The sequence below is a fragment of the Aeromicrobium sp. genome, from assembly GCF_050700635.1.
In the GTDB taxonomy this organism is placed as follows: domain Bacteria; phylum Actinomycetota; class Actinomycetes; order Propionibacteriales; family Nocardioidaceae; genus Aeromicrobium.
On record NZ_JBOHDT010000195.1, the window covers coordinates 1 to 3,883 of the forward strand.

Consider the following 3,883-nt stretch of genomic DNA (forward strand, 5'->3'; position numbering starts at 1 on the left):
TCTCGAAAGTGACCGGCGGCTTGAAGTCGACCCGCGGCTTCTCGCCCTCGGCGCCACTCACCGAGATGTCGGCGATCGTGGCTTGCTTGGCGCTCGGAGTGTCGCCCTCGTCGTCGGAACCGCCTCCGCATCCGGTCAGGACCAGGAGCAGGGGCAGCAGGACGGCTGCGACGGTACGACGCACAGGGATACACCTCGAGGATCTACGGGCAGAACGACGGGAAAGCCTAACTCAGCAGGTTGTGAATGCGATCACGAGGCGGCGCAGTCGGTAGCTACATGGACTCGATGAGCCGCTCGACCCGCTCGTCGTGAGAGCGGAACGGGTCCTTGCACAGCACCGTGCGCTGCGCCTGGTCGTTGAGCTTGAGGTGTACCCAGTCGACGGTGAAGTCGCGTCGACGCTCCTGGGCCCGCTTGATGAAGTCGCCCCGTAGCCGGGCACGCGTGGTCTGCGGCGGGACCGATTTCGCGGCGAAGACGTCGAGGTCGCGGGTGACCCGAGCGACCGCGCCCCTGTTCTCCAGGAGGTAGAAGATGCCACGGTCGCGGCGGATGTCGTGGTAGGCGAGGTCGAGCTGCGCGATGCGCGGGTCAGCCCAGCTGAGTCCGTGGGCGGTGCGGTAGCGATCGAGGAGCCGGAACTTGATGACCCAGTCGATCTCACGCTCGACCAGGGAGAGGTCCTCGGACTCGACCGCCTTGAGCGTGCGCTCCCACAGGTCCATCGCACGGTCGATGGTGGGTGTGTGGAGGCCGTGCTTGTCGACGAACTCGGCGGCCTTGCCGAAGTACTCGGCCTGGATCTCCAGGGCGGACAGCTCACGTCCGTTGGCCAGCTGTACCTTGCGTCGCCCGGTCATGTCGTGGGCGATCTCGCGGATCGCGCGGATGGGGTTGTCGAGCGTGAGGTCGCGCATCGACACGCCACCTTCGATCATCCGCAGCACGAGGTCGGTGGTGGCGACCTTGAGCAATGTGGTGGTCTCGCTCAGGTTGGAGTCGCCGACGATGACGTGGAGGCGGCGGAACCGCTCGGCGTCGGCATGCGGCTCGTCGCGGGTGTTGATGATTGGGCGCGAGCGCGTGGTTGCGCTCGAGACACCTTCCCAGATGTGCTCGGCGCGTTGACTGACCGAGTAGATGGTGCCGCGCGGCGTCTGCTGCACCTTGCCGGCGCCGCAGATGATCTGCCGCGACACCAGGAACGGGATGAGGATGTCGGCGAGCCGGCTGAACTCCCCACCACGGCCGACGAGGTAGTTCTCGTGGCAGCCGTAGGAGTTGCCCGCGGAGTCGGTGTTGTTCTTGAACAGGTAGATGTCGCCGTCGACGCCGTCGTCGGCCAGCCGGTGCTGGGCGTCGATCATCAGCCCCTCGAGGATCCGCTCCCCGGCCCGGTCGTGCGTGACGAGGTCGACGAGGTCGTCGCACTCGGGGGTGGCGTACTCGGGATGGCTGCCGACGTCGAGGTAGAGGCGGGCACCGTTGCGGAGGAAGACGTTGCTGCTGCGACCCCACGACACGACACGGCGGAAGAGGTAGCGCGCCACCTCGTCGGGCGACAACCGGCGCTGGCCCTTGAACGAGCACGTGACGCCGTACTCGTTCTCGATGCCGAAGATCCGCCGGTCCATGGAGCCAGCGTAGTCGGGCGATTCGCATTCGGACCGCAACACCGGGGGTGCACCGATTGAATAATCCGTTAGTGACGACTAACGTATCTTACGTGACCGACGTCCTGATCGCTGCCGCGGAGCCGAATCGGCGCCGCATCCTGCAGCTGCTGGCGTCCCGGCCGCGAACCGTCGGCACCATCGCGAGCGAGTTCACGGTGACCAGGTCGGCGATCTCCCAGCACCTCGGCGTGCTGAGCGAAGCCGGGCTGGTGGCAGCGGAGAAAGTCGGTCGCAAACGGATCTACCGAGTCCTGCCCGGGGGCCTGCAGAAGCTGCAGGCCGAGATCGACCGGTTCTGGACCGACGAGCTCGACCTGCTCGTCGCCGACGCACACGCACTGAGGAGCCAACGATGACGTACACCAAGACGACCCTGCTGCCCTGCACGCCCGACGAGGCGTTCGCCCTGATCACCGAGCCCGAGCGCTTGCGCCGTTGGCAGACGGTCTCGGCGTTCGTCGACCTGCGGGCAGGCGGCTCCTACCGCTGGTCGGTGACCCCCGGGCACGTCGCGGTCGGTACCTACCGCGAGGTCGAGCCGGGCCACCGGATCGTGTTCGGTTGGGGCTGGGAGGGCAGCTCCGACCTGCCGCCGGACACCTCGACCGTCACCATCACCGTCGAGCCGGCCGAGGGCGGCTCCCGCATCACGCTCGAGCACGCCGGGCTCACCGCCGAGCAGGCGGTCGCCCATGCCGAGGGCTGGGACCACTACTTCGACCGTCTGGAGACCGCAGCCGTCAAGGGCGATGCGGGTCCGGATGAATGGGCGTTCGCGCCCGAGAACCTCGACCCTGTCGTGGCCGCTGAGGCGACGCTGGCCGTCCTTCAGCCGGTGCTGCGCAACCTCACCGCGCAGGATCGTGACCGGCCGACCCCCTGCGACGACGTCACCTGCCACCAGATGGTCGAGCATCTCGCGACCTCCCTGATCCAGGTCGGGTCGATGGCCGGAGCCGCCGTGGCCGACCCCCAGGACCGGGCGCCGGAGAGCCGCATATCGCAAGTTGCTGCCGACGTCATCGACGCGTGGCGCGGAGTCGACCTCGACAGCAGCATCGATGGCCCGTCCGGGGAGATGCCGGCGTCGTTCGCGGCCGGCATTCTCCCGCTCGAGCTGCTGCTGCACGGTTGGGACATCGCCCAGGCCACCGGCCAGACCCAGCACGTGTCCGACGAGCTCGTCGGCTTCGTCCGCAAGATCTCCGAGGACGTGGTCGCCGGCGGGCGTGGCAAGTCGTTCGGAGACGAGGTCGCACCGCTCGCCGCCGCCACGGCCCTCGACCGTTTCGCGGCTTTCGCCGGCCGCGTCCCGATCTCTGCGTGACCGACCGGTCACCAGATACCCATCACCCGAACGAGCACCATCATGACCAAGTTCGTCTTCGTTTATCACGCACCGCAGACGCCCGCCGAGGCCACACCGCCGACCGCCGAGGAAGGCCAGGCCGTCATGGAGAAGTGGATGGCCTGGGCCGGCGAGGTCGGCGACCGCATGGTCGACTTCGGCACGCCGCTCGCGGGCGGCGTCCGCGTCACCCCAGGTGGCACCAGCGAGTGCGACCGGCAGGTGCCCGGGTACAGCATCATCGAGGCCGCCGACATGGACGCCGCCCTGACACTCGCGGGCAACCACCCGCATCTCGACATGCCGGGCGGATGCGAGATCGAGGTGCACGAGGCGCAGCCCGTCCCCGGCATGTGAGGATCCCTTCATGAAGATGCCCAAGCCCACCGGCGCCGACCTGGACCACTTCCGCTCGCTGGTGCCGGATGGGCCAGGGGTCGAGGTCAAGGCGATGTTCGGGCAGCTCGCCGCGTTCGTGAACGGCAACATGTTCGCCGGACTGTTCGGGTCCGCCGTCGGCGTGAAGCTGGCAGAGGACGCTGCGGCGGTGCTGTCGGCCCTACCTGGCGCGGGACCGTTCGGGCCTGAGGAGCGTCCGATGGGCGGCTATCTGTCGATTCCGCCCGACCTGGACGACGACCAAGCGTCCGAGTGGATCGAGCGAGCCTGCGAGCACGTCGCGACGTTCCCGCCGAAGCAGAAGAAGCGCTGAGGTCAGCTCAGGGCCGCAGCGACGGTCTCGTCGGTGAGGCGCTTGAACTTGCGAGGCTGCGGGCGGGTGCGGTCGAGGGTGGCGACCTCGAGATCGGTGGCCGGGACGGTGCGGGCGGGACTGGTGTCCTGGCCGAGAGCCTCG

The 3,883-nt window shown here is 68.3% G+C and carries 5 protein-coding genes and 1 pseudogene; 4 read left to right on the forward strand and 2 right to left on the reverse strand.

Annotated features, from left to right (window positions below):
* Positions 1-184, reverse strand: a pseudogene (locus ACRDPN_RS15260) (hypothetical protein); the annotation flags it as partial.
* Between the two features lie 91 nt (positions 185-275).
* Positions 276-1,637, reverse strand: a complete 1,362-nt coding sequence (gene pafA / locus ACRDPN_RS15265) for a Pup--protein ligase (RefSeq protein ID WP_431449535.1) — start codon at positions 1,635-1,637, stop codon at positions 276-278.
* A gap of 92 nt (positions 1,638-1,729) precedes the next feature.
* Between pafA and ACRDPN_RS15270 the strand changes: the two genes are divergently transcribed.
* Genes ACRDPN_RS15270 through ACRDPN_RS15285 form a run of 4 tightly spaced genes read left to right on the forward strand, consistent with a single transcriptional unit; the run spans position 1,730 to position 3,739 of the window.
* Complete coding sequence (locus tag ACRDPN_RS15270) at positions 1,730-2,035, forward strand: ArsR/SmtB family transcription factor (RefSeq protein ID WP_431449536.1); 306 nt, start codon at positions 1,730-1,732, stop codon at positions 2,033-2,035.
* The gene (locus ACRDPN_RS15275; protein ID WP_431449537.1) at positions 2,032-3,006 is read left to right on the forward strand and encodes a TIGR03086 family metal-binding protein; all 975 of its coding nucleotides are present in this window, start codon (positions 2,032-2,034) and stop codon (positions 3,004-3,006) included. The genes ACRDPN_RS15270 and ACRDPN_RS15275 overlap by 4 nt, the downstream gene beginning before the upstream one ends.
* 42 nt (positions 3,007-3,048) lie before the next feature.
* Positions 3,049-3,384 (forward strand): YciI family protein, encoded by a 336-nt coding sequence (locus ACRDPN_RS15280; protein WP_431449538.1) that lies wholly within the window; start codon positions 3,049-3,051, stop codon positions 3,382-3,384.
* Positions 3,385-3,394: 10 nt separating this feature from the next.
* Positions 3,395-3,739, forward strand: coding sequence for a TfoX/Sxy family protein (locus tag ACRDPN_RS15285; protein ID WP_431449539.1), 345 nt, complete (start codon positions 3,395-3,397; stop codon positions 3,737-3,739).
* Positions 3,740-3,883: the final 144 nt, after the last annotated feature.